Origin of the sequence: Luteibacter sp. 3190, from assembly GCF_031456385.1 — a bacterium.
Taxonomy (GTDB): Bacteria; Pseudomonadota; Gammaproteobacteria; order Xanthomonadales; family Rhodanobacteraceae; genus Luteibacter.
In genome coordinates this window covers 26,107-47,869 of the sequence record NZ_JAVDUO010000004.1, presented here as the reverse complement: position 1 = coordinate 47,869, position 21,763 = coordinate 26,107, and the positions used below count along the sequence as shown (strand labels likewise).

Annotated in this window: 18 protein-coding genes; 11 read left to right on the top strand and 7 right to left on the bottom strand. The window is 68.8% G+C overall.

Annotated elements, in window-relative coordinates; translation table 11 throughout:
• Nucleotides 1-19: 19 nt before the first annotated feature.
• Complete coding sequence (locus J2X58_RS15830) at nt 20-1,096, bottom strand: DUF748 domain-containing protein (protein ID WP_310049255.1); 1,077 nt, start codon at nt 1,094-1,096, stop codon at nt 20-22.
• A 215-nt stretch (nt 1,097-1,311) separates the two neighbouring features.
• On the opposite strand from J2X58_RS15830, the gene ubiA reads away from it, so the two are divergent.
• The 3 genes from ubiA (at nt 1,312) to J2X58_RS15815 (ending at nt 6,377) form a co-directional block, all read left to right on the top strand.
• Entirely contained in the window at nt 1,312-2,202 is an 891-nt protein-coding gene (gene ubiA, locus J2X58_RS15825) for a 4-hydroxybenzoate octaprenyltransferase (RefSeq protein ID WP_310049813.1), read from the top strand.
• 192 nt (nt 2,203-2,394) lie between these two features.
• Entirely contained in the window at nt 2,395-4,884 is a 2,490-nt protein-coding gene (locus J2X58_RS15820; RefSeq protein WP_310049254.1) for a TonB-dependent receptor, read from the top strand.
• Complete coding sequence (locus tag J2X58_RS15815) at nt 4,884-6,377, top strand: CehA/McbA family metallohydrolase (protein WP_310049252.1); 1,494 nt, start codon at nt 4,884-4,886, stop codon at nt 6,375-6,377. Before J2X58_RS15820 ends, J2X58_RS15815 begins: the two co-directional genes overlap by 1 nt.
• A gap of 22 nt (nt 6,378-6,399) precedes the next feature.
• On the opposite strand, the gene J2X58_RS15810 is transcribed toward J2X58_RS15815, so the two are convergent.
• Together J2X58_RS15810 and J2X58_RS15805 are read right to left on the bottom strand one after the other, a co-directional pair.
• On the bottom strand, nt 6,400-7,113 hold the full coding sequence (locus J2X58_RS15810; protein WP_310049251.1) for a ComF family protein: 714 nt from the start codon (nt 7,111-7,113) through the stop codon (nt 6,400-6,402).
• A 13-nt stretch (nt 7,114-7,126) separates the two neighbouring features.
• Nucleotides 7,127-7,330 (bottom strand): hypothetical protein, encoded by a 204-nt coding sequence (locus J2X58_RS15805; RefSeq protein ID WP_090057763.1) that lies wholly within the window; start codon nt 7,328-7,330, stop codon nt 7,127-7,129.
• Between the two features lie 136 nt (nt 7,331-7,466).
• Here J2X58_RS15805 and bioB point away from each other — a divergent pair, with 136 nt between their 5' ends.
• From bioB to bioC, 5 genes are read left to right on the top strand one after another with little or no spacing between them, the layout of a single operon-like run.
• Nucleotides 7,467-8,471, top strand: a complete 1,005-nt coding sequence (bioB, locus tag J2X58_RS15800) for a biotin synthase BioB (protein ID WP_310049250.1) — start codon at nt 7,467-7,469, stop codon at nt 8,469-8,471.
• The gene (locus J2X58_RS15795) at nt 8,468-9,688 is read left to right on the top strand and encodes an 8-amino-7-oxononanoate synthase (RefSeq protein WP_310049249.1); all 1,221 of its coding nucleotides are present in this window, start codon (nt 8,468-8,470) and stop codon (nt 9,686-9,688) included. The genes bioB and J2X58_RS15795 overlap by 4 nt, the downstream gene beginning before the upstream one ends.
• Nucleotides 9,689-9,716: 28 nt before the next feature.
• The gene (locus tag J2X58_RS15790; protein ID WP_090057770.1) at nt 9,717-10,454 is read left to right on the top strand and encodes a sulfurtransferase; all 738 of its coding nucleotides are present in this window, start codon (nt 9,717-9,719) and stop codon (nt 10,452-10,454) included.
• On the top strand, nt 10,451-11,224 hold the full coding sequence (gene bioH / locus J2X58_RS15785; RefSeq protein WP_310049248.1) for a pimeloyl-ACP methyl ester esterase BioH: 774 nt from the start codon (nt 10,451-10,453) through the stop codon (nt 11,222-11,224). The genes J2X58_RS15790 and bioH overlap by 4 nt, the downstream gene beginning before the upstream one ends.
• Nucleotides 11,221-12,108, top strand: coding sequence for a malonyl-ACP O-methyltransferase BioC (gene bioC / locus J2X58_RS15780; RefSeq protein ID WP_310049247.1), 888 nt, complete (start codon nt 11,221-11,223; stop codon nt 12,106-12,108). Before bioH ends, bioC begins: the two co-directional genes overlap by 4 nt.
• 79 nt (nt 12,109-12,187) lie before the next feature.
• Here the strand turns inward: bioC and J2X58_RS15775 are convergent, their stop codons facing one another.
• The 4 genes from J2X58_RS15775 to J2X58_RS15760 all read right to left on the bottom strand — a co-directional run bounded on the left by J2X58_RS15775 (nt 12,188) and on the right by J2X58_RS15760 (nt 15,748).
• A complete protein-coding gene (locus J2X58_RS15775) occupies nt 12,188-13,051 on the bottom strand; it encodes a DUF72 domain-containing protein (protein ID WP_310049246.1) in 864 nt (287 codons plus the stop codon).
• 46 nt (nt 13,052-13,097) lie between these two features.
• Complete coding sequence (locus J2X58_RS15770) at nt 13,098-13,646, bottom strand: DNA-3-methyladenine glycosylase I (RefSeq protein ID WP_310049244.1); 549 nt, start codon at nt 13,644-13,646, stop codon at nt 13,098-13,100.
• A gap of 159 nt (nt 13,647-13,805) precedes the next feature.
• Nucleotides 13,806-14,750: a pyridoxal-phosphate dependent enzyme gene (locus J2X58_RS15765; protein WP_090179961.1), complete on the bottom strand. Its 945-nt coding sequence runs from the start codon at nt 14,748-14,750 to the stop codon at nt 13,806-13,808.
• Nucleotides 14,747-15,748, bottom strand: coding sequence for an aldose epimerase (locus J2X58_RS15760; protein ID WP_310049243.1), 1,002 nt, complete (start codon nt 15,746-15,748; stop codon nt 14,747-14,749). Before J2X58_RS15760 ends, J2X58_RS15765 begins: the two co-directional genes overlap by 4 nt.
• 74 nt (nt 15,749-15,822) lie before the next feature.
• On the opposite strand from J2X58_RS15760, the gene pepN reads away from it, so the two are divergent.
• The 3 genes from pepN to J2X58_RS15745 all read left to right on the top strand — a co-directional run bounded on the left by pepN (nt 15,823) and on the right by J2X58_RS15745 (nt 21,683).
• A complete protein-coding gene (gene pepN / locus J2X58_RS15755; protein ID WP_310049242.1) occupies nt 15,823-18,471 on the top strand; it encodes an aminopeptidase N in 2,649 nt (882 codons plus the stop codon).
• Between the two features lie 493 nt (nt 18,472-18,964).
• Nucleotides 18,965-20,839, top strand: coding sequence for a tRNA uridine-5-carboxymethylaminomethyl(34) synthesis enzyme MnmG (gene mnmG / locus J2X58_RS15750; RefSeq protein ID WP_090179971.1), 1,875 nt, complete (start codon nt 18,965-18,967; stop codon nt 20,837-20,839).
• Between the two features lie 82 nt (nt 20,840-20,921).
• Nucleotides 20,922-21,683 (top strand): RDD family protein, encoded by a 762-nt coding sequence (locus tag J2X58_RS15745; RefSeq protein ID WP_310049241.1) that lies wholly within the window; start codon nt 20,922-20,924, stop codon nt 21,681-21,683.
• Nucleotides 21,684-21,763 lie beyond the last annotated feature (80 nt).

The following is a 21,763-nucleotide window of genomic DNA, read 5'->3' as shown; positions in this document are numbered from 1 at the left end:
GCCGCCCCTGCCAAGTCGGCTATTCGTCTTTCGGCCGCGTCGTCAGGTGTTCGAGGTTCGGCTTGTATGCCTCGACGAACGCGTTGCGAAGCACACCGACGATGGCCTCCATGGCCGAGACGTTCTTCGCGTCGATGCTGCCCGAGATCGGCACCCGGGTCGCGAACTGGTCCTTCGACTGGTTCTTGAACAGCTTCGTGACCCCTTCGGCGACGGCCTCGTAGGCGAGCTTCACCGGATTCTTCTTTTCCTCGACGACATCCTGTTTCCAGCTGAAGATCTTCAGGCCGCGGAACAGCGGCTTGGCATAACCGTTGAGCTGGCGGTCCTTCGCCTGCAGCTCCATGAAGAAGTCGCCTTCGCCGCCGGCGAAGTCGAGCCCGCTGTAGGCACGGGCGAGGTCGTTGGCCTTCACCAGCTTGATGTTGCGGACGCTCAACTCGTAACGGAAATCGCCGAGACGCTCCAGCGGATCGAATTCGGCCCTGGTTTCCAGAGGCGCGTCACCGAGCACCTTGGCGGTGGCATGCAGATGGGCCACGCGGGAGCCACCCTCGCCCTGTACGTTGGTGAGATTGCTCGCCGCCGCGTTCACGTCGGTCATCTTCAGATCCACCTTCGGACGGGAGACGAAGTTGTGGAAGGTGACCGTGCCGTTCATGACGTTGACTTCGTCGAGCCGGATGGGCGCGAGCGCCTTGAGCTGCGCGCGCCAGTCGACGCCCTTACCCGTCTGCGTGTCCCCCTCGCCGCGGCCGTCGACGAAGTTGAGCACGGGATCGTAGAAATCGATCTTCCCGCGCAGACGGCCCCGGGCGAGCGCACGCCAGCTCAGCGAGATGTCGGCACGCGCGGTGTTGAACAGCGGGACGGGCACCTTGCCGTCGACCTTGGTGATGGTCAGCCCGTCGATCGAATAGGCGCCACGCCACAGGTGGATGTCGATGTCGGCGATGTGGCCGGAATACGCGCCCATCCGCGCGAGGCGCCCGTTGAGGTAATCGAGGACGAGGTACGGCATCGCGATGCGCGCCGCGATGAGCACGATGGCGATGACGCCGACGATCCAGAGACTGCGGCGGTAGCGGGTTCTCATGGGGTGGCACCGGACAAGCGCATGTCGCCCAGTGTTGCGCTGCGGGAGTCATGATTCCATGAACGGGGGCCCCGGCGTCCATTAGACTTCCGCCCATGAGCCCCACGTCCCGAAAAGCCGCCCCGCGGCGGAAGGCGCCCGCCCCGGCGCCGCGCCGACCGGCCGCGCCGCCGCCCGCCAGCCGCCCCGCCGACGCCTCGACCACCGCCGAGCGCGTGCTCGCCTTCCTGGTCCGGGGCCTGCCGCCGCGCTGGCGCGAAAAGGCCCATGCGTATCTCGTCCTCACGCGCATGGACCGGCCCATCGGCGCCCTGCTCCTGCTGTGGCCCACCTGGTGGGCGCTGTGGCTGGCGGCGAAGGATTTCCCGCCCGTGGGGCCCCTGGTCATCTTCACGCTCGGCGTGTTCGCGATGCGCTCGGCCGGTTGCGCGATCAACGACTACGCCGATCGCAAGCTCGATCCCCAGGTCGCGCGCACCGCCGGCCGTCCCATCGCCAGCGGGAGGGTGACGCCGCGCGAGGCGCTGTACGTATTCGGCGCCTTGCTCGCCTTCGCGTTCATCCTCGTGCTGTTCACCAATCCGCTGACCATCGGGCTTTCGTTCGTCGGCGCGGCCCTGGCGGCGGCCTATCCGTTCTCGAAGCGCTACACGCACCTGGCCCAGGTGGTGCTCGGCGCGGCGTTCGGCTGGTCGATCCCGATGGCCTTCGCGGCGGTGACGAACGAGGTGCCGCCCATCGCCTGGCTGCTCTTCATCGGCAACGTGCTGTGGTCGGTCATCTACGATACCGAATACGCCATCATCGATCGCGAGGAGGACATCAGGGCCGGCGCGAAATCCACCGCGATCCTGTTCGGCGACGCCGACCTACCGATCCTCGGCATCCTGATGGCGACCTTCCTGCTCACGATGCTCCTGGTGGGCACGCGCGCGGCGCTGGCCTGGCCTTACTGGATCGCGCTCGTCGTCACGGCGGGCCTGTTCGCGTACCAGCAGTGGCTCATCCGCCACCACGATCGTGCCGCCTGCCTGACCGCGTTCCGTCACAACAACTGGGTCGGGCTCGCGTTGTGGCTCGGCATCGTGATCGCATCCGCACTGTGATCGTGATCACGCCGTGAGCGGTCGATGACCATTTGTCTCGATTGAAATGCGGTCGTAACGTAAGTTGAGTCGATCCGTCATCGGTGACGCATAACGTTCGGGGGTCGCGGACCCACGGAGAGGCCGCGGACCGACGCACACGTACGGTCCGGGGGGAGGGTTCGCGCGGCCCCTTCCCCGGATGACACAACGATGCGAAATACCCAGCTCAGCCGCGCCGTGCGCGCGGCGCTCGTCGGCGCGCTGCTCGTTTCCGCCGCCGCCCATGGCCAGGACAGCGCCCCCGAGAAGAAAACCACCGACCTCGACAACGTGGTGGTGACGGCCCGCTCGGGCGTCGAATCGCGCACGAAGGCCGAGACCAGCTATTCGATCACCACCATCGACGAGGATCGCCTGCGCATGCAGGCGCCGACGAGCGTGACGGAGGCCGTGAAGTCCGTGCCCGGCTTCTGGGTCGAATCGTCGGGCGGCGAGGCCTCGGGCAATATTCGCGCGCGCGGCATTCCCGTGGACGGCTACGGCTCGGTCACGCTGCTCGAGGACGGCGTCCCCGTGCAGCACGATCCGGCGCTGGGCTACCTCAACGCCGACCAGGCCTTCCGCCTGGATGAAACGATCGAGCGCGTGGAAGTGGTGCGCGGCGGCCCGTCGTCGGTGTTCTATTCGAACGCACCGGCGGGCGCCATCAACTTCATCCCGCGCAAGGCCGGCGACACGCCGGAGGGACTGATCAAGTACACCGTCGGCAATTACTCGCTTAACCGGCTCGACTTCTGGTACGGCACGCCGGTCGGCGGCGGCTGGAAGCTCGGCGTCGGCGGTTTCTGGCGCGTCGACGACGGCGTGCGTCGTCCGGGCTTCCATGCGGACGATGGCGGGCAGCTGCGCGCCACGCTGTCGAAGGACCTGGAGCACGGCGACATCAGCTTCGACGTGAAGCACCTCGACGACAAGGTCGCGCTCTACCTCGGCATCCCGATGCGCACCAACGCCAACGGCGACATCCGCCCCGTCCCCGGCTTCAACGGAAATTACGGCACGCTGGCGGGACCGGAGACGCAGCACCTGAACATGCGCGAGGCCGGCGGTGGCCTCTACGACTTCGACAACACCGAAGGCACGCACGTCAAGCGCACGCAGGCGACGTTCAAGTTCGACCACGACCTCGGCGACGACTGGAAGCTCGCCGAGTCGATGCGTTACGACACCACCGACACGCAGCGCAATGGCGTTTTCCCGAACTCGCTGCAGAGCGCCAGCTCGTTCCTCGCGCAGGACAGCAAGCGACTTGGCCTGATTCCCGGCGCCACCGCGCTGCAGTTCCGCTACGTCGACAACCCGTCGCAGGTCTACGACGTGGCCAACCAGAACGGCAACGGCCTCGTCGTGACGGGTGGCCTGCGCGGCGTGACGGCCCCGGTGGACGAATTCATCAACGACACGCGCGTCCTGCGCAAGTTCGAGTTCGGCGACCAGACGCACGATGTCACGTTCGGCTACTACCACGCGAACTTCGAACAGGATTTCGACCGTTACTCCTCCACCGTGCTCACCGACGTGCGCGACAACGCACGGCTGATCGACCTCGTCGGCGTCGACGCCAATGGCAACGTCCGCGGCTCGCTGACCGACCATGGCTTCTACCGCTACGGCTACGAGTGGGAGCACGCGAGCGGCAAGTCGAAAACGAACGCCTTCTACGCCTCGGACGAGTGGCAGATCACACCGGAGCTTCGCATCGACGGCGGTGTGCGCTGGGAAAAGGTGAACGTGGAGGGCTACACCGAAGGCAAGCAGACCGTGAACCTCGGCGGCTCGCCCGCGGCCGCGCAGGTGCTGACCGGCAACGGCCAGTTCACGCACTACGACCAGTCGTTCGACAAGACCGGCTGGACGCTCGGCGCGAACTGGCAGTTCTCGCCGCGGCAGGGCGTGTTCGCGCGCTGGACCTCGGCGTTCCGGCTGCCCAACCTGAGCACCTACATCACCAACCCGAGCGCGACGCCGCTGTTGCAGACGATGGACCTCGCGGAAGCCGGCTGGAAGTACAGCGACCGCACGATGGACCTGTACGCGACGGCGTTCTACACGAAGTACGACAACGTGAGCTTCACCAACAACGTCTTCGATCGCAACGGCAACACGTCCACCCCGCAGACCGGCTACGCGAACACGAAGACCTACGGCCTCGAACTCGAAGGCACGCTCTACCCGAGCCGCTGGTTCGACGTGCAGTTCAACGCCACGCTGCAGGACCCGAAGTACAAGGGCCTTAGCTACACCGACGTGGTGGCCGGTGCGCCGGTGCTGCGCGACTACGACGGCAACCAGCTCATCCGCGTGCCCAAGGTCAGCTACCGCGTGGTGCCGGGCGTGAACCTGCTCGACGGCCGCCTCCGCCTGCAGGTGTCGTACGAGCACGAGGGCAAGCGTTACGTCGACACCGCGAACTCGGTGATGCTGCCGTCGTACCACGTCGTCGGCGCCAGCGCACGCTTCGACGCGACGCGCCAGCTGTCCCTGTTCCTCTACGCGGACAACCTGACCAACTCGCTGGGCCTGACGGAAGGCAACCCGCGTGCCGGCGAGATCGCCAGTGCCGATGCCGGCGCGAACACGTTCATCGCGCGTCCGCTGCTCGGCCGCTCGTTCCGCGCCGCCGCGATGTACCGTTTCTGATGCGCGCGCTGATCGCCATCGCGCTGGCCTGCCTCGCCGCCGCCCCGGTGTCGGCGGAGCGCGCTCCGGACCTCGTGCTCACGGGTGCGCTGTCCGGGCGCGACCAGCACACGTATCGCGAGCTGCCGTTCGACGTGCCGAAGGGCACGTCGCGCATCACGGTCGATGTCGACTACACGGGCCGCGCCGAGAAGACCACGATCGACCTGGGCCTCCTCGGCCCGGGCGGGTTCGAGGCGCAGGATGGCTTCCGCGGCTGGAGCGGCGGCGGCAAGCACCGCTTCACCGTGTCCGCCACCGACGCCACCGCGTCCTATCTGCCGGGCGCGATCGAACCCGGCCGATGGCGCATCCTTCTCGGCATCCCCAACATCCGGCCCGCGTCGAATGCCACGTTCACGGCGAAAGTGTGGCTGTCGAAGGACGACGAGGGGTTCGGTCCGGAGCACGGACTCACCGCCGCGCTGTCGTCGCAGGATCGTTGGTACCGCGGCGACCTGCACATGCACTCCGCGCACAGCGACGGTAACTGCACGAGCGCCTCGGGCACGCGGAAGGTCGGTTGCCCGCTGTTCCTCACCGTGGCCTCGGCGGCGAAGCGCGGGCTCGACTTCATCGCGGTGTCGGAGCACAACACGATGTCGCACGTGTCCGAGCTGCGCGAGCTGCAGCCCTACTTCGATACGATGCTACTCATCCCCGCGCGCGAGGTGACGACCTTCGAGGGGCACGCCAACCTGTTCGGCGTGTCGCGCACGGTGGACTTCCGTCTCGGCGGCAAGGCCGTCCCGGACTGGAACGCGCTGCTCGCGGACGTGGCGCGTGCCCAAGGCGTGATCTCGATCAACCATCCGCGCCGACCGAACGACGAGACCTGCATGGGCTGCGGTTTCACGCCGCGTCGCCCCGTCGACATGCGCGGCTTCCAGGCGATCGAAGTCGTGAACGGCCGCGATGCGCAGCGTGCCGACTCGGGACTGCCGTTCTGGGAGGCGCAGCTCAACGAGGGCCTGCGCATCACGGCCATCGGCGGCAGCGACAGCCATGACGGCAGCGACGATCCGCGCGACGCCTACGCCGGCGCGATCGGCACGCCGACGACGGTGGTGCATGCCCGCGAACAGTCGATGGAAGGCATCCTCGACGGCATCCGCGCTGGCCACGTCTTCGTGGACGCCGAAGGCACGCGTGACCGCCTGCTCGATGTCGTCGCGACGGCGGGCGGCGCACGTGCGTCCATGGGCGATGCGATCGCGGTGCCCGCGGGCGCGCCGCTGCACGTGGACGTGAAGACGGCGGGCGTCATCGGCGCCGTCCTGACGGTGACGGTCGACGGGAAGCGCATGGATCAGTTCGGCAAGGCGATTCCCGTCGATGGCGCGGCGTCGTTCGACTGGCCGGGCGACGGCGGCCGGCACTGGCTCCGCGTGGATGTCCGCGCGCCGGACGGAGGACTGCTCGTGCTCGGCAATCCCTTGTACGTCAACCACTGAGCGCGAACGGACGCCCGGCCGGTCAGCCCGACCGCGGCGTCCGCGCCAGCGCCCAGACATCGACGCGCCGCACGCCCGACGCGAGCAGCACGCGCGCGCACTCGGCCAGGGTGGAACCCGTCGTCATCACGTCGTCGACGACCGCGACGTGCGCGGCTCCCGTTGAACGATGCATCGCGAACGCGCCGCGCACGTTCTTCCGCCGCTCGACCGCGTCGAGGTCCGACTGCGCCTCGGTGACTCGGACGCGCCGCAACGCGTCGTGCGCCACCGCCACGCCGAGGTGCCGCGCCAGCGGGCGCACGAGCTCCAGTGCCTGGTTGTATCCGCGCGCACGCAGTCGCGCCGGATGCAGCGGCACCGGCACGATGGCATCGGGTATAGCCGGTGGTGGGCCCGCGTCGATCCAGCACGATGACAGGGCGCGTCCGGCGGCGAGGCTTCCCGAGAACTTGAAGCGCGCCTCGAGCCGGTCGAGCGGCCATGCGTAGACGAGCGGCACCCAGATGTCGTGCCATGGCGGCGGCCGCCGCTGGCACGTCCCGCAGGCCGCCGCCGGCAGGGGCAGCGGGATCGCGCAACGCGAGCATCGCGAGGGGTTGCTCACCAGCGACGACCGGCAGCCGTCGCAGAGTTCCACATCGCCCTGCCCGTCTCCACCGCAGACGAGGCAGCGGGACGGGAGGGCGAATGCCCTTGCAGCGGCGGCCATCCGCCGGAGGTCGAACGCGTCCATGCGTGCGCTCGCGTCAGTCGCGACGGAACATCGCGGCGTCGATGATCGACCACAGGTGGATGATCCAGCCGAGCCAGATGATCCACAGCACCGCGGCCAGGACGAACATGATCAGGGCCTTGAACACGCGACCCTGCACGAGCTGGCCGAGGCCCGGGATGAAGAGGCTGCAGATCGCGGCAAGAACGTTGCCGGCACTGCCTTGTCCGGTAGACATGCGATTTCTCCGCTGGGGGACGATTTCATCCTACGGCAGGGAGCGCGAGGCAGCCGTCAACTTGCGTAGTGCCGTTAAGGTTGACAGTGGCGCCGGTCGTTTCCACACTGCGCGCCTTCGCCCCGGGAACGCCACCATGACCGCAGCCATCCGCCACGACTGGTCCCGCGAGGAGGTCGAGAGCCTTTTCGCCCTGCCTTTCAACGACCTGCTCTTCCAGGCGCAGACCGTCCATCGCGCGCACCACGATCCGAACGCCGTGCAGGTGTCGACGCTGCTGTCCATCAAGACCGGTGGCTGCCCCGAGGACTGCGCCTACTGCCCGCAGGCGGCGCGCTACGCCACGGGCGTCAAGGCCGAAAAGCTCATGAGCGTCGAGGCCGTGCTCGCGAAGGCGCAGGCCGCGAAGGACGCCGGTGCGAGCCGGTTCTGCATGGGCGCGGCCTGGCGCTCGCCGAAAGACCGCGACGTGGCGAAGGTCGCCGAGATCGTGACCGCCGTGAAGTCGCTCGGCCTGCAGACCTGCGCGACGCTCGGCATGCTTTCCCAGCCGCAGGCCGACACGCTCAAGGCCGCGGGACTCGACTTCTACAACCACAACCTCGACACCTCGCCGGATTTCTATGGCGAGATCATCCACACCCGCGAGTACCAGGATCGCCTGGACACGCTGGAGCACGTGCGCGAGGCGGGCCTGAAGACCTGCTGCGGCGGCATCGTGGGCATGGGCGAATCCCGCGCCCAGCGCGCGGGCCTGCTGGCCACGCTGGCGAACCTGCCGGAGCATCCGGAGTCCGTGCCGATCAACCGGCTGGTCCAGGTGGCCGGCACGCCGCTCGCCGGCACCGAGGCACTCGACCCGTTCGAATTCGTGCGCAGCATCGCGGTCGCCCGCATCCTCATGCCGGCCTCGGTCGTGCGCCTCTCGGCCGGGCGCGAGACGATGGACGACGCGCTGCAGGCGCTGTGCTTCGCCGCCGGTGCCAATTCGATCTTCTACGGCGAGAAGCTGCTCACGACCGGCAATCCCGATGTCGAGCACGACCGCCAGCTCTTCGCGCGCCTTGGCCTGAAGCCGATGGAGGTCGAGATCGAGCCCGGTACGGTCCACGCGGACATCGTCGAGCACGCTGCGGCGTGACCCGGCCGGACCTGCTGGCCCGCGCGGAGCAGGCGCGGGCCGGGCGTGAACGCGCCGGCCTGCTCCGGCGAGCGCGGACGTGCGACGTGCTGGCCGACGGGAAGCGCCTCGTACAGGGCCGCGCCCTCGTCGACTTCTGCGGCAACGACTACCTTGGGCTGGCGAGCCACCCGGACCTCGTCCGCGCGCTCACGCGCGCCGCGGCCGCCGAAGGCGTCGGCAGCGGTGCCGCGCACCTGGTCTCCGGCCATCGCGGCGAACACGCCGCGCTAGAAGAAGAGCTAGCCGCATGGACCGGCCGGGAGCGGGCGCTCCTGTTCTCGACCGGCGTGATGGCCAACCTGGGCGCGCTGCAGGCACTGCTCGCCGCGGGCACCCCGCCCGCCGGCGGCGTCGCCACGGCGCTGTGCGTGCAGGACAAGCTCAACCACGCGAGCCTCATCGACGGTGCGCAACTCGCGGGCGCGGACCTGCGCCGCTACCCACACGGCGACGTGGAGGCCGCGGGGCGGCAACTCGACACGCGGCCGGCGCTGCCGGCCCTGCTGGCGACCGATGGCGTCTTCAGCATGGACGGCGACGTGGCGCCGCTGCGGGACCTCGCCGCCGTCTGCCGTACCCACCGCGCGACCCTGTATGTCGACGACGCTCACGGACTGGGGGTGCTGGGGCCGGAAGGCGCCGGCTCGGTGTCGGCAGCGGGACTGGGTAGCGCGGACGTGCCGGTCCTGATGGGTACGCTGGGGAAAGCCCTGGGCTGCGCCGGCGCCTTCGTCGCAGGCGACGCCGGCGTGATCGACGCCATCGCCCAGTTCGCGCGCACGGCGATCTATACCACCGCGATGCCGGCCGCGCTCGCGGCGGCGACGCGTGCCGCCGTCCGGCTGGTACGGAAGGATGCGGAAGGTCGACGGGAACGTCTCGCGGCCAACATCGCCCGCTTCCGGGCGGGCGCGGCGCAGCTGGGCCTGCCGCTGCTTCCCTCGGCCACGGCGATCCAGCCGCTGCCCATGGTCGGCGCCCGTGCGGCGGCCGCCGCCGCGTCGGCCCTCGAGGCCGAGGGATACCTGGTCGTCGCGATCCGTCCACCGACCGTCCCCCAGGGCGGCGCCCGCCTGCGCATCACGCTGTCGGCGGTCCACACCGACGACCGGATCGACGGCCTGCTGGATGCGTTGGGCCGCCTGCCCCGCCCCGCGGAAGGCGCGGTCGTATAATGAGCGGTCGCATTCCCCCGGCCCCGCCATGACGATCCTCAACATCTCCGCCTACAAGTTCGTCGGCCTCGACGACCTGGACGCCCTGCGCGCGCGGATCGTGGAGCGCTGCGAGGCCCTGGCGCTGAAAGGCACGATCCTGCTCGCTCCGGAAGGCATCAACGTCTTCCTGGCCGCGCCGCGGGAGGCGATCGACACGTTCGTCGCCTGGCTGCGACAGGACCCGCGCTTCGCGGACCTCGCGCCGAAGGAGAGCTGGTCCGACACCGTACCGTTCGGACGCATGCGCGTGCGGCTGAAGAAGGAAATCATCACGATGCACGCGCCGGCGATCCGTCCTGCCGACGGACGCGCGCCGCACGTGCTGCCCGTCGACCTGCGCCGCTGGCTGGATCAGGGCCACGACGACGCCGGCCGGCCGGTGGTGTTGCTGGACACCCGCAACGACTACGAAGTGGCCGAAGGCACGTTCGAGGGCACGGTGGAGTACGGCCTGACCAGCTTCACGGCATTCCCCGCGGCGGTCGCCGCCGACCGGGAGCGCTTCGACGGCAAGACCGTCGTGTCGTTCTGCACGGGCGGCATCCGCTGCGAGAAGGCCGCCATCCACATGCGCGAGATCGGCATCGAGAACGTCTTCCAGCTCGAAGGCGGCATCCTGAAGTATTTCGAGGAAGTGGGTGGCGCGCACTGGCGAGGCGAGTGCTTCGTCTTCGACGGTCGCGGGACCGTGGATCCCGCGCTCGCACCGGGAACGCCCGCATGACGGGCCTGCACATCGAAACGCGTGGCGACGGGCCGGAACCGCTCGTCATGATCCATGGATGGGCCATGCACGGCGGCATCCTCGAGCCGCTCGTCGACGAACTCGCCTCGCGCTACACGATGTACGTCGTGGACCTTCCGGGTCACGGCTACTCCCGCCAGTCCGACATCCCACTCGACCCGCTCGCGTGCGCCCGCGCCATCGCCGCCGCGACGCCTCGCGCGACATGGCTCGGCTGGTCGCTCGGCGGGCTCGTCGCCCTCACCGCGGCGCTCGACGTCCCCGAGGCCGTGGGTGCCGTGGTTCCCGTGTGCTCCACGCCGCGCTTCGTCCGTGCCGCCGACTGGCCGCAGGGGAACGACGCCACCGTCGTTCGCCAGCTCGCCGCCGATCTGGAAGCCGACTACAAGGCGACGGTGGAACGCTTCATCGCGCTGGAAGCGATGGGCAGCCCCGATCCGGTCGCGGAGACGCGGCGGCTCAAGGCCGACGCGTTCTCGCGCGGCGAGCCCGATCCACGCGTGCTGATGGAAGGCATCCGTCTGCTCGAGACAGCCGACCTGCGGCCGCGCCTGCACGACATCCGTCAGCCCAGCCTCTGGATTGCCGGCCGTCGCGACCGCATTGTCCATCCCGAGGCCATGCGCTGGTCCGCCGAAGCCGCCCACGGCCGTTTCGAGGAGATCGCGCACGCCGGGCATGCCCCCTTCATCGGACACGCCGCCGCCATGGCGGATGTCCTGACACGGTTCACCGACGGCAACCCATGAGCGACTTCCATTTCGACCGGCGCCAGGTGCGGCGCAACTTCGGCCGTGCGGCCGGTACCTACGAAAAGCACGACGCGCTACAGCGCGAAGTGCAGTCGACGCTGGTCGAGCGCCTCGAACTCTACGAGCAGGTGCCCGAGGTCGTGCTGGACGTCGGCGCCGGCACGGGCCGCGGCAGCGCCGCGCTGAAGAAGCGTTACCCGAAGGCGCAGGTCATCGCCGTGGATCTCGCGCTGCCCATGCTGAAACAGGCGAAGCAGCACGCGAGCTGGCTGAAGCCGTTCAGCCGGGTCGTCGCCGACGCCTATACGCTGCCGGTGCCCGATCGCAGCGTCGACGTGCTGTTCTCGAACCTCTGCTTCCAGTGGTGCGAGGACGTCTCGCGCCTGTTCGCCGAATGCGCCCGCGTGCTGAAGCCCGGCGGCCTGCTGCTGTTCTCCACCTTCGGGCCGGACACGCTGAAAGAACTTCGCGCCGCCTGGGCCGAGGCCGATCAGCAGGCGCACGTGGCGCGCTTTCTCGACATGCACGATGTCGGCGACGCGATGCTCGCACAGGGCCTGAAGGATCCCGTGCTCTTCGCCGAACGCTACACCCTCACCTACCCGACGCCGCGCGCGCTGCTCGACGAGTTGAAGGGCCTGGGCGCCAACAACGCCGATGCGGGGCGCCCGCGCGGTCTCACCGGCAAGACGCATTACCGGCGCATGCTCGACGCCTACGAGGCCATGCGCAGCGACGGTGTCATTCCGTCGACGTGGGAAGTCGTCACGGGTCACGCCTGGGGCCCGCCTGCGGGACAGTCGCGGCGCGAAGGCGCCGGAGAAATCGCAAGCTTCCCGATCCAAAACCTGCGCGGCTCGCGGCGGAAAACACCGTTCTGATGAGCGTGGTGCCGCGGCACCCTTCGCTCCGCTCGCCTGTGGGAGCGCACTCGCGCGCGAATGGGTGCTCGCGAAAACGCTACACCAACGCGATGAGCGACCGGGCATCGCGCGGCGCCTTCACCTTCATGTCGTTATCGAAGTACACATAGACATCGCGACTCGCACGCTTCGCGGGAGCCACGCGCGAGATGCGCGGCTCGCCCGATGGCTGCGCACCACGCCGCCACGCGCGGATGCGGCGTGCCCAGTCGGCGAGCGCGGCATCGCCATAGCCGCTCGCGTACAGCTTCTTGTCGCCGTGCAGGCGCACATAGACGAAGGGTGCGGTGACGTCGAAGTAGCGCGGAAATCTGCCGGCGGTGTCGGCGACGACGAAGCCCACGCCATACTTGCGCAGCAATGCGATGAACGCCGGATCCACGAAACTCTCGTGCCGGATCTCCACCGCGTGACGCATGCGGTGATTCGTCTCCACCTGCAACCAGGGCTCGCGCTTCAGGTGCGCGTCGTGGCCGCGCCCGAGCCTGGCGGCCGCCTCCATCGAAGAAGGCAACATGGCGAGGAACGCCTCGAACGCGGCAGACTCGAAACGGAAATTCGGCGGAAACTGCCAGAGCATCGGGCCGAGCTTCTCGCGCAGCGCGAGCACGCCCGAGGCGAAGAAATTCGCCAGTGGCGCGTCGATGTTCTTCAGCCGGAGCATGTGCGTGATGAATCGCGGCCCCTTCACCGCGAAGACGAACCCCTTGGGCGTCTCGTCGTACCACGCCTGGTAGCTTTCCGGTCGTTGCAACGAGTAGAACGAGCCATTGAGCTCGATCGTCGGAAACTGCCGCGATGCGAACTCGAGCTCGCGCCGCTGCGCGAGATCCTTCGGATAGAAAACGCCGCGCCACGGCGTGTAGCGCCAGCCGGAAATGCCGATTCGCGTCTTTGCCATCGGGCCATGGCACCGCGGTGACGGTGCATCGGCGGTGAACGGAGCGTCATCGGTAGCGGAAGCATTCGACCGCGTGATCGTTCACCATGCCCGCGGACTGCATCAGGGCATGGCAGATCGCCGTGCCCGCGAAGCGAAAGCCACGTTGCCGCAGGGCCTCGCTCATGAGATCCGACGCGTCGCTGCGACCGGGTAGCGGCTCGCTGTCCGGACGCGCCTTCGGTGGTTCGTCGGGCCGCGCGAACGTCCACAGGAAGTCGGAAAACGAGCCGGTCGCTTCGACGATCCGCCGTGCGGCGCGGGCGTTGTTGCGGATCGACTCCACCTTCAGCCGGTGCCGGATGACACCGCGATCGGCGAGGACGAGGGCGATGTCGGCATCGGTCATCGCCGCCACGCGGTCGATGTCGAACTCGTGAAAGGCCGCCCGCAACGATGCCCGCTTCGCCAGCACGGTGCGCAGGGCGAGGCCCGCCTGCACCGTGGACAGCGCCAGGCGCTCGAACAGCGTCCGGTCGTCATGCACGGGCACGCCCCACTCGTCATCGTGGTAAGCGCGCTCCACTTCGCTTCGCTCTGCCCAGCTGCAACGCATGTCCCGCCCCGTCGTCCTGTAGGAGCGGCGAGGATAGGGCTACGGGAACGGCCGGCCTGTCCGTTGAATTCGCGATGCGCTGTCCGTGCGCACGACCGGCGATACCTGTGTCCTGCCGTCAGCGCGATGGGCGCGGCTCACATAAGCGACGCTTTCCTGTCACCAGGGGAGCGCGTCGAGATCGACGTTGCCGCCCGTGAGAACGGCGCCGATGCGACGGCCGGCGAAGTGCTCCGGATAACGCAGCGCGGCCGCGAGCACCGTGGCGCTCGACACCTCGACGACGATCCGCAATTCGCTCCAGAGCAGGCGCATGGCGGCGATCGCCTCGGCATCGCTGATGCGCAGCACCTGGACACCATGCTCGCGCAGCACGTGGAAGTTCGGCTCGCCGATCAGCGTGCGCAGTCCGTCGCAGACGGTGTCGGGAGTGAAGGGCCCGACGCGTGCGTCGGCTTCGAGCGAGCGCGCCGCGTCGTCGGCCCCTTCGGGCTCCGCCCCGAACAGCTTCACCGCGGGGTCGATGCCGTGCGCGGCGATCGAACAGCCCGAGCCGAGGCCGCCGCCACCGACCGGGAACAGCAGCGTGTCGAGTCCCGGCGCCTGGCGGAAGAGTTCAGGCACGAGCGTGCCCTGCCCCGCCATGACGAGGGGATCGGCGTAGGGATGCACGAGTCGCGCGCCCGTCCGCGCCTGCACCTCCGCCGCCATGGCCTCGCGCGCGGCCGTGGTGGGGGCGCAACGATGCACCGTCGCACCAGCGGCGACGATCGCATCGACCTTCGCCTTGACCGCGCCCTCCGGAATCACGACGTGCGCGGGGATGCCACGCGTGCGTGCGGCCATCGACAGCGCGTTGCCGTGGTTACCCGAGGAATGCGTGACGACGCCACGCGCGGCCTCGTCGTCGCCGAGCGACCATACGGCGTTCGTCGCGCCGCGGAACTTGAACGCTCCGCCGCGCTGCAGGTTCTCGCATTTGAAGACGATGGTGGCGCCGAGGAGCGCGTCGATACGGTCGCTACGCAGCACCGGGGTGACCAGGGCATGGGGTGCGATGCGCGCCGCCGCGTCGCGCACATCGGCGAACGTCGGCAGGGTCATGCGTCGAACTCCACGCCGCAGACGAAGCTGCGCTTCTCGCGCGGCTTGAGCGTGATCAGCGGTGCGCAGTCCTCGCGGTTGAAGGCGTTGGGCATGCATTCCATCGGCTCGAGGGCGACCGACTTGCGCGCGTCGCGCTCGGCGGTGTCCGACGTGAAGGCAAGCATGACGCCGCGCTCCTGCCAGAGGGCGATGCACTGGCCCGTCGCGGGATCGCGCAGGCGGGTGCGCGCGCGCCCGTCGGGATCGAACCGGAGATCGGCGTAGGTGTTGTTGAGTTCCGTGTCCCCGATGAGCCTTGGCTTCCGGAAGTCGAGCTTGCGGTCGGCGCGATCGAGCGACATCCACGCGGCCGTCCCGGGCAGCGGGATGAAATCCTCCCGGGCGGCGATGACCGTGTCGGCGGGGATATGCAGCTCCCATGTTTCGATCGGATGGGACGAGATCCGGAAGTACGGGTGCCAGCCGAAGAACGTCGGGGCGTCGCGGTCACCGGTGTTGGTCGTCGTCGCTTCCAGCGTGAGACCGTTGGCGTCGAGCGTGTAGGAGATCGAGAAAGCGAGGCTGAACGGATAACCGGGATGCTCGTCCGGAGCGATGTTCGTCGAGAACGTCACCGTCGCGGCGCTCTCGCCGCCTTGCTCGGCCGTCACATCGAAGATGACACCGCGAAGAAAACCATGGCGCGCGGCGCGGTCGGCGCCCACGGCACCCGGCTGCAAGTCATAGGATGATCCTTCAAAGGTAAAGCGTGCATCGTCGACGCGGTTGGCGAAGGGCGTCATGACGGCGAAACGGGAGCCCTTGTGGCCGAGGAGTTCCTTCTCGTTTCTGAATCCGTCGACGATGTCGTGCGTTTTGCCGCCCGTTTCGGTGGTGATCGACAGCACGGTGGCGCCACTTCGGGCGATGCGGACCTCGCGGTCGTCGTCGAGATCGCGCAGGACCACGATTTCCTGCGCCCCGAGCGAGGCGCGCGTCACGGTGAAACGGGACATGGTGGGACTTCCTTTTGACGGGTTCGACCGCATGTTAGCCTGCCAGACACACCAGACAAACGTTGCCTGCCGCCATGAGCGATCGTTCCGACGCCCCCACCGCCGTCATCCGCCTCGCCGACTATCGGCCTCCGGCCTGGACCGTCGAGCACGTCGCGCTCGAGTTCGACCTCGGCATCGACCGCACCGAGGTACTCGCGACACTCGATCTCGTCCGCCAGGCCGACGAACCGGTGCGCCTGCAGGGCGAGGGCATGGAACTGCTGTCGATCGACGTCGACGGCCGACCGCTGGCCGAAGGCGAGTACATCCTCAACAACGGGACGCTCGAATTCGCCGTCGCCGCCGCGGCATGCACGGTGACCACGCGCGTGGCGTTGCTGCCCGCTGAGAACACGGCGTTCGAAGGGCTTTATCTTTCGGGCAGCCGCGAGAAAGGTTTCCTGCTGACGCAGTGCGAGGCGGAGGGCTTCCGTCACATCACCTTCTTCCCCGATCGTCCGGACGTGCTTTCGCGTTACACGGTGACGCTGCGCGCGGACAAGGCGCGCTTTCCCGTGCTGCTGGCCGGCGGCAACCCTGACGGCGAAGGCGACCTTCCCGACGGCCGTCACTGGGCCCGCTTCGTCGATCCGCATCCGAAGCCGAGCTACCTGTTCGCGCTGGTGGCCGGCCGCCTGGAGCGCATCAGCCACGACTACACCACCGCCGACGGGCGTGCCGTCGCCCTGCACATCTGGGCGGAGGCCGACGTCATCGACCGCTGCGGCTACGCGATGGACTCGCTGATCCGATCGATGCAGTGGGACGAGCGCACCTACGGACGCAACTACGACCTGGACGTGTTCCACGTCGTCGCCACGCACGACTTCAACATGGGCGCGATGGAGAACAAGGGCCTCAACATCTTCAACGCGAAGTACCTGCTCGCCGATCCGGACTCCAGCACCGACGACGAGTACCGTCACGTCGAGGCCGTCGTGGCCCATGAGTATTTCCACAACTGGAGCGGCAACCGCGTCACGTGCCGCGACTGGTTCCAGCTCAGCCTGAAGGAAGGCCTCACGGTCTTCCGCGAGCAGAGCTTCTCGGCCGACATGAATTCCGCGCCCCTCAAGCGCATCGAGGACGTCGCGCTGCTTCGCCGCGCGCAGTTTCCCGAGGACGCCGGTCCGCTGTCGCATCCGGTGCGCCCCTCGCAGTACAGCGAGATCAACAACTTCTATACCGCCACCGTCTACGAGAAGGGCTCCGAGCTGGTGCGGATGCTCGCCGGCCGGCTGGGGGAAGAAGGCTTTCGCAAGGGCATGGACCTGTACTTCGACCGCAACGACGGTCGCGCCGCGACGATCGAGGATTTCCTCGGCGCGCTCGGCGAAGCCAATGGCATCGACCTCACGCCCTACCTCGCGTGGTACGGCCAGGCCGGCACCCCGCGCCTCACGGCGGATGGCCGCCACGATCCCGCGACCCGGCGCTATCGGCTGACGTTGCGCCAGCGCACGCCGGCCACCGCGGGTCAGGTCAACAAGCAGCCGTTGCCGATCCCCGTGCGCCTCTCGCTGTTCGATCGCGAAGGCCGGGCGTTGCCGCTGCGCCTCGAGGGCGAGCCGGCGGCGGAAGGAACCGAACGCACCGTCGTGCTCGACACCGCCGAGCGCAGCTACGTGTTCGAAGACGTCGATACGGTACCGGTGCCGTCCCTGCTGCGTGGTTTCTCGGCGCCGGTCATTCTCGAGTGCGATTACGCCCCGGCCGAGCTCGCGGTGCTCCTTCGCCACGATCCGGACGGCTTCAATCGCTGGGAAGCCGGCCAGCAGCTCGCCGCCCTGGCCTACGACGACTGCCGCGACGGGCGCGCCGACGGCCTCGCGCTGGACGCGTGGACCCGGGCCCTCGCCGACCTCTTCGCCGATCCGTCGCTCGACGACGCGCTGCTTGCCGAACTGCTGACGCCGCCTGGCGAGATCGAGCTGGTCGAGCGCCAGGCCGAGCGCGATCCGGACCGCATCCGCGCGGCGCGCCAGGCGATGCTCCGCGCGCTCGCACAGCGGATCGGCGCCGACGCGCTCCGCGCCCGCTACGAGACGCTGCGCGCCGCCACCAGCGCCGCGCTCGACGCGAAGAGCCAGGCCCGCCGGCAGCTCAAGCGGCGCGTCCTCGACCTGATCGCGCTGGTCGACAAGGACACGGCCGTCGCGCTCGCCGCCGCGCAGTACGCCGAGGCACCGGGCATGACCGACCGCCTCGCGGCGCAGTCCACGCTCGCCCTGCACGATCCGGCACGCGCGGCCACCACCATCGCGCACTTCCGCCAGCGCTACGACGGCAACGCGCTCGCGCTGGACAAGTGGTTCGCGCTGCAGGCGGCGCTGCCGGGCGACGGCGCGCTGGCGCGGGTCCAGGCGCTGGAGGCCGACAATGCCTTCACGCTGAAGAATCCGAACCGGGTGCAGTCGCTCATCGGCACCTTCGCCCGCGCGAACCCCACGGGCTTCCATCGCGCCGATGGCGCGGCGTACCGGTGGCTCGCCGACCGCCTCGTCGCCATCGACGGGCTGAATCCCCAGGTCGCCGCCCGCGTGGCCACGGCCTTCAACGGCTGGAAACGCCTTGAACCGGCGAGGCGCGAAGCCGCCCACGCCGTGGTGTCGGAACTGGCTGCGCGGAAGGACCTCTCGCGCGACCTGACCGACATCCTGGCGCGCGTCGCGCTCGGCTGAAATTGTGCGGCGCGTCACGCCGGGTCTCGTCGAGCGTTAGAAACTGACGTACTGCGTCACTGTTTGCCGGAACGGAGCAGTTTTTTGACGCAAAAGTCACACACGGTTCATTCGAACGGTGTATGTTGGCCACAACGAAAAAAAGCCGCGACATCGGTCGCGGCTGTTCGTGCCAGTCACTCGGTTTCTGGCGCCCGGCAGCACGGTCATCCTGGATTCCCCCTGTTCCTGAGACCGCCGGGCGCCAGATCTCATTCGTCGAACCGAATGGGGCATCCTTGCCCACATCCCGCTTCCTTCCCCCGGCACGCGGCCAAACCCCTGCGTTCGGCCTCGGCGCGCGTCTGATCGCGCAGCGTCTGCCCGGTGGAAGTGCACGAATACCGATGCATGAGTCGTGCCACCGAGGTTCCCGTTGCCGTATCCGGGCGCGAGCGGCCACGGCCCGACCGGCGTAAAATCGCGATCCTGGCCCATCGAGCCCACCCTTCCCATGCTGCATAAAGAAACCTACGACGTGATCGTGGTCGGTGGCGGACACGCCGGCACCGAGGCCGCGCTTGCCGCCGCCCGCGCGGGCGCACGCACGCTGCTGCTCAGCCACAACATCGAGACGATCGGCCAGATGAGCTGCAATCCCGCGATCGGCGGGATCGGCAAGGGCCATCTGGTCAAGGAGATCGATGCGCTGGGCGGTGCCATGGGCATGGCGGCGGACCGGGCGGGCATTCAATGGCGCACGCTCAACGCGTCGAAGGGCCCGGCCGTGCGGGCGACGCGGTGCCAGGCGGACCGCGCCCTCTACAAGGCGGCCATTCGTTCGATCGTCGAAACGCAGGCCAACCTGTCGCTGTTCCAGCAGGCGGTGGACGACCTCATCCTCGTCGATGGGCGCGTCGCCGGTGTGCGGACGCAGATGGGCCTCGATTTCCATGCGCCCGCCGTCGTGCTGACGGCAGGCACCTTCCTCGCCGGCAAGATCCACATCGGACAGGCCCAGTACGCGGGCGGCCGTGCCGGCGACCCGCCGGCGTCCACCCTCGCGGCGAAGCTGCGCGAGCTTCCCGTCGCCGCCGACCGGCTGAAGACCGGCACGCCGCCGCGCATCGACAGCCGCACGATCGACTTCTCCGTGCTCGACGAGCAGCCGGGCGACGATCCGATGCCGCATTTCTCCTTCATGGGATCGGCCGCGGACCATCCGCGCCAGGTCAGTTGCTGGATCACGCAGACCACCGAGGCGACGCACGACCTGATCCGTGGCGCCCTCGATCGCTCTCCGCTCTACAGCGGCCAGATCGAAGGCGTCGGGCCGCGCTACTGCCCGTCCATCGAAGACAAGGTGGTGCGGTTCGCCGACAAGACCTCTCATCAGATCTTCGTCGAACCCGAAGGGCTCGACACCTTCGAGATCTACCCGAACGGCATCTCGACGTCGCTCCCCTTCGACGTGCAGTACGCGCTGGTGCGCTCCATTCCCGGCTTCGAACGCGCGCACATCACGCGCCCCGGTTATGCCATCGAATACGACTACTTCGACCCGCGCGGCCTGCATCCGTCGCTGGAGACCAAGGGCATCCCCGGGCTGTATTTCGCGGGCCAGATCAACGGCACGACGGGCTACGAGGAAGCCGGCGCCCAGGGCCTTATCGCGGGCATGAACGCCGCGCTGGCGGTCCGCGGCGATGCGCCATGGTGCCCGCGCCGCGACGAGGCCTACATCGGCGTCCTGATCGACGACCTGACCACCAACGGCACGATCGAGCCGTATCGCATGTTCACCTCGCGCGCCGAGTTCCGGCTGCACCTGCGCGAGGACAACGCGGACCTCCGTCTCACGCCGCAGGGCCATGCGCGCGGCATCGTGCCGGACGAACGCTTCCGCCGGCTCGAGGCGAAGCGCGACGCCAGCGAGCGCGAGACCGCGCGCCTGCGCGGTCTATGGGCGGCGCCGACGAACGCGCTCGGCGCCGCCGTCGAACGCTCGCTCGGCATCGCCGTCAGCCGCGAGACCCATGCGCTCGACCTGCTCCGCCGCCCCGAGATGGATTACGCGACGCTCACCTCGATGCCGGAACTCGGCCCGGCCGTCGACGATCCCGAGGTCGCGACGCAGGTGGAGGTGCAGGCGAAGTATTCCGGCTACCTCGAGCGCCAGCGCGAGGAGATCGAACGCCAGCGCCGGCACGAATCGACGGCGATTCCCGAGGGCTTCGACTACGACCGCGTGCGCGGCCTGTCGGCCGAGGTGCTCCTCAAGCTGAAACGCTCGTTGCCCGCGACGATCGGCCAGGCGTCGCGCATCAGCGGCGTGACACCGGCCGCGATCTCGCTCCTGCTGGTGCACCTGAAGCGCCGGGCGGCGTAACCCCTGCCTTCCTGCCCTCGGCGGCGGCCGGGGCCATCTGGCATCATGCCGGGCATCGAGTCAGGTTATCGGAAGGAACACCATGCAGGTCTGGATCGGACGAAACGGCGAGCGCTTCGGCCCCTATCGGGACGACGAGATCCGGCAATGGCTGCGCGACGGCACGTGTCGCCCGGAAGAGCTCGGCTGGTACGAGGGCATGACCGACTGGCGTCCGCTCGGCGAACTGTTTCCGGACGACCGGCCGGCACCGGGCGGCATTCCGCCCGTCCCGCCGGCGTCGCCTCCGTTCATGGGCATCACCGACGTGGCGGAGCCGGAGTACGCGGGTTTCTGGCTGCGCTTCGGCGCTTGGGTGATCGACTACGTGATCCTCATGGTGCCGTTCACCATCATCAGCCTGAGCATGGGCCTTGGCGCGGTGATGAACACCTTCTTCAAGCAGATGGAGACCGATCGCTCCGCCGCGATCACGGCGTATGCCGAAGCGGTGCAGCCGATCACCCTCGTGCTCCTCGTGCTCGGCTTCATCTATTACGCGTTCTTCGAAAGTTCGAAGTGGCAGGCCACGCCCGGCAAGATGGCCGTCGGCATCCGCGTCACGGACAGCGACGGCCGGCGCATCAGCGTGGGCCGCGCCGCGGGACGCAACGCGGTGCGCCTCGTGAACGCCTTCAGCTTCCTCATTCCGATGGTGTTCTACATCGTCGCGGCCTTTACCCAGCGCAAGCAGGGCGTGCACGACCTCCTCGCGGGCACCTATGTGCTGATGGGCCGCGCCGACGCGGCTCCGGTAGTCACTCCCGCGCCGCGCGGCGGCCCGGGCGGTTCGTTCGACGCCTGAGGCGACGCGCGCGCCGGCCTCGCGGCCGGCGCGTCACCCGTGCTTGCTATCATCGGCGGCCCGGCCCGACCTCCGGCCGG

Excerpts from the sequence above, each read along its gene's own strand:
- J2X58_RS15830 (WP_310049255.1), bottom strand. The coding sequence starts at position 1,096 with ATGAGAACCCGCTACCGCCGCAGTCTCTGGATCGTCGGCGTCATCGCC.
- J2X58_RS15820 (WP_310049254.1), top strand. The coding sequence starts at position 2,395 with ATGCGAAATACCCAGCTCAGCCGCGCCGTGCGCGCGGCGCTCGTCGGC.
- J2X58_RS15815 (WP_310049252.1), top strand. The coding sequence starts at position 4,884 with ATGCGCGCGCTGATCGCCATCGCGCTGGCCTGCCTCGCCGCCGCCCCG.
- J2X58_RS15810 (WP_310049251.1), bottom strand. The coding sequence starts at position 7,113 with ATGGACGCGTTCGACCTCCGGCGGATGGCCGCCGCTGCAAGGGCATTC.
- J2X58_RS15805 (WP_090057763.1), bottom strand. The coding sequence starts at position 7,330 with ATGTCTACCGGACAAGGCAGTGCCGGCAACGTTCTTGCCGCGATCTGC.
- bioB (WP_310049250.1), top strand. The coding sequence starts at position 7,467 with ATGACCGCAGCCATCCGCCACGACTGGTCCCGCGAGGAGGTCGAGAGC.
- J2X58_RS15790 (WP_090057770.1), top strand. The coding sequence starts at position 9,717 with ATGACGATCCTCAACATCTCCGCCTACAAGTTCGTCGGCCTCGACGAC.
- bioH (WP_310049248.1), top strand. The coding sequence starts at position 10,451 with ATGACGGGCCTGCACATCGAAACGCGTGGCGACGGGCCGGAACCGCTC.
- bioC (WP_310049247.1), top strand. The coding sequence starts at position 11,221 with ATGAGCGACTTCCATTTCGACCGGCGCCAGGTGCGGCGCAACTTCGGC.
- J2X58_RS15775 (WP_310049246.1), bottom strand. The coding sequence starts at position 13,051 with ATGGCAAAGACGCGAATCGGCATTTCCGGCTGGCGCTACACGCCGTGG.
- J2X58_RS15770 (WP_310049244.1), bottom strand. The coding sequence starts at position 13,646 with ATGCGTTGCAGCTGGGCAGAGCGAAGCGAAGTGGAGCGCGCTTACCAC.
- J2X58_RS15765 (WP_090179961.1), bottom strand. The coding sequence starts at position 14,750 with ATGACCCTGCCGACGTTCGCCGATGTGCGCGACGCGGCGGCGCGCATC.
- J2X58_RS15760 (WP_310049243.1), bottom strand. The coding sequence starts at position 15,748 with ATGTCCCGTTTCACCGTGACGCGCGCCTCGCTCGGGGCGCAGGAAATC.
- pepN (WP_310049242.1), top strand. The coding sequence starts at position 15,823 with ATGAGCGATCGTTCCGACGCCCCCACCGCCGTCATCCGCCTCGCCGAC.
- mnmG (WP_090179971.1), top strand. The coding sequence starts at position 18,965 with ATGCTGCATAAAGAAACCTACGACGTGATCGTGGTCGGTGGCGGACAC.
- J2X58_RS15745 (WP_310049241.1), top strand. The coding sequence starts at position 20,922 with ATGCAGGTCTGGATCGGACGAAACGGCGAGCGCTTCGGCCCCTATCGG.